The sequence below is a fragment of the Dietzia sp. SYD-A1 genome (genome assembly GCF_015356725.1).
GTDB lineage: Bacteria > Actinomycetota > Actinomycetes > Mycobacteriales > Mycobacteriaceae > Dietzia.
In genome coordinates, this window is the sequence record NZ_JADDKI010000520.1 from 1 (window position 1) to 2270 (window position 2270).

The window sequence follows — 2270 nt, forward strand, 5'->3', positions numbered from 1 at the left end:
ACCCGCCACCGCGGCGCTCGCCTCGTGCATGGCCGGGAAGGTCGGGTTGTCCGCCGTGCCGAGCCCGTGGCTCATGCCGTAGTGCTCGCCGGGTGGCAGGCCGCCGGCCGCCTTGACCGCGCCGATGTAGCGGGACGTGTGGACGCGGAGCAACTCCTCGTCACTCGCCGAACCGGGGTCCAGCATCTCCACGCCCTGCAGAACTCCCAGTTCAGTCGCGAGAGACATCGTCAGATCGAGTCGGCGGGGGCTCATGGGATGGTCGGCGGAGTGCTTGTACTCCATCAGCGACGGACTCCACACCACCGCCGCGGCGACGCCGTCCCGGATACCGGCCATTGCCACCCGTCCTCCCCTCTCACCGGGACGCTCCCGGCGACCCACACCCGGTGGGATCACCGAGATGTACGCCCCCCGAATCTACGCGGCGGGACCTGACCCGGCCCCCGATTGCCCGCTCCCCACCCCGGTTCGAGGACCGGCGGTAGTCTCGTCTGTGAACCCGGAGGGGATCGTCAACCACCGGGAACCCCTACCTGCGACGATCCGACGTGGAGGATTCAGCGTGAAAGACCTGGTGGACACCACCGAGATGTACCTCCGCACGATCTACGAGCTCGAGGAGGAGGGTGTGATCCCGCTCCGGGCCCGCATCGCGGAGCGACTCGAGCAGAGCGGACCGACCGTGAGCCAGACGGTCGCGCGGATGGAACGCGACGGCCTGGTGCACGTGGCACCCGACCGGCATCTCCAACTCACCACCAGCGGCCGGGACCTGGCCGTGGACGTCATGCGCAAGCACCGTCTCGCCGAGCGGCTGCTCGTCGACGTGATCGGACTGGAGCTGGAGAAGGTCCACGCCGAGGCGTGCCGCTGGGAGCACGTGATGAGTGACGACGTGGAACGGCGGCTGATCGAGGTCCTGGAGGATCCGAGGACGTCCCCGTACGGCAACCCGATCCCGGGACTCGACAAGATCGGTTACGCCTCCACGATGGCCGACGAGTCCGCCTTCACCCGTCTGTCCGCCCTGGACACGGACATCCCGCACAGCGTCCGGATCCAGGCGATCGGCGAGAACGTCCAGATCGACACCGACCTGATCTCCGAGCTTCGCGCGGCCGGCGTCGAGCCGCTGAAGACCGTGACCGCCACCCGGCGGGGCCACCTCGTCGAACTCGACTCCGGTGATGGTCACACGGTGGAGCTCGACGGGGATCACGCGCACGCGATCCAGGTCGAGATCCTCCCGTGAGACTGCTCGTCACGGGAGGAGCCGGATACGTCGGCGGGGTCTGTGCGACGGTTCTCGTCGAGCGCGGACACGAGGTGGTGATCCTCGACGACCTCTCCACCGGCAACAGGGACGGCGTCCCCGCGGCGGCGACGTTCATCGAGGGGGACGTGGCCGATCTGGCGGGCGAGGTCCTGCGGTCGGGGCCCGGCTTCGACGGCGTGGTGCACTTCGCCGCCCGCTCGCTCGTCGGGGAATCGGTGGAGAAGCCCGGGGAGTACTGGCGGGGCAACGTGGTGACCTCTCTCGCGCTCCTCGATGCGATGCGCGCCGCCGACGTGTCCAACCTCGTCTTCTCCTCCACCGCGGCGACCTATGGCGAGCCGGAGCAGATCCCGATCACCGAGGACATGCCCACCCGGCCGACCAACACCTACGGCGCCACCAAGTTGGCGATCGATCACGCCATCACCTCGTACGCCGCGGCCCACGGGCTCGCTGCCACGAGCCTGCGCTACTTCAACGTGGCCGGCGCCCACGGTCCGGTGGGAGAGAACCGTGTCGTCGAGACCCACCTCATTCCGTTGGTACTGCAGGTGGCCCTCGGACACCGGTCCGCCATCAAGGTCTTCGGCGACGACTGGCCCACACCCGACGGGACCTGTGTCCGCGACTACATCCACGTCGCCGACCTCGCCGATGCCCACCTGTTGGCACTGGAATCCAACCGGCCCGGCGTCCACCGGGTGCTCAATCTCGGGAGCGGGGAGGGATTCTCCGTCCGCGAGGTGATCGACGTGTGCCGCGAGGTCACGGGGCACCCGATCCCGGACGTGGTCGCGCCACGCCGGGCGGGCGACCCGGCGGTGCTCGTCGCCTCGAGCGAGAAAGCGATGACCGAATTGGGGTGGACTCCCACCCGGACCGATCTCCACACCATCGTCCGCGATGCATGGGCGTTCACCTCGGCTCTGGGAGATCGGGCGCACTCCGCGCCCCGGTAGACCGGGGCGGCACCGCGGGCGCGGCCACCGAC

Annotated in this window: 2 protein-coding genes and 1 pseudogene; 2 read left to right on the forward strand and 1 reads right to left on the reverse strand. The window is 69.3% G+C overall.

Annotation, left to right across the window (positions count from 1 at the left end; translation table 11 throughout):
• Nucleotides 1-339: pseudogene (locus IY392_RS16395) on the reverse strand (acetoin utilization protein AcuC); the annotation flags it as partial.
• Between the two features lie 226 nt (nt 340-565).
• Between IY392_RS16395 and IY392_RS16400 the strand changes: the two are divergent.
• Nucleotides 566-1255: a metal-dependent transcriptional regulator gene (locus IY392_RS16400; RefSeq protein WP_107756389.1), complete on the forward strand. Its 690-nt coding sequence runs from the start codon at nt 566-568 to the stop codon at nt 1253-1255.
• Complete coding sequence (gene galE, locus IY392_RS16405) at nt 1252-2238, forward strand: UDP-glucose 4-epimerase GalE (protein WP_194861800.1); 987 nt, start codon at nt 1252-1254, stop codon at nt 2236-2238. Before IY392_RS16400 ends, galE begins: the two co-directional genes overlap by 4 nt.
• The last annotated feature ends 32 nt before the right edge of the window (nt 2239-2270 follow it).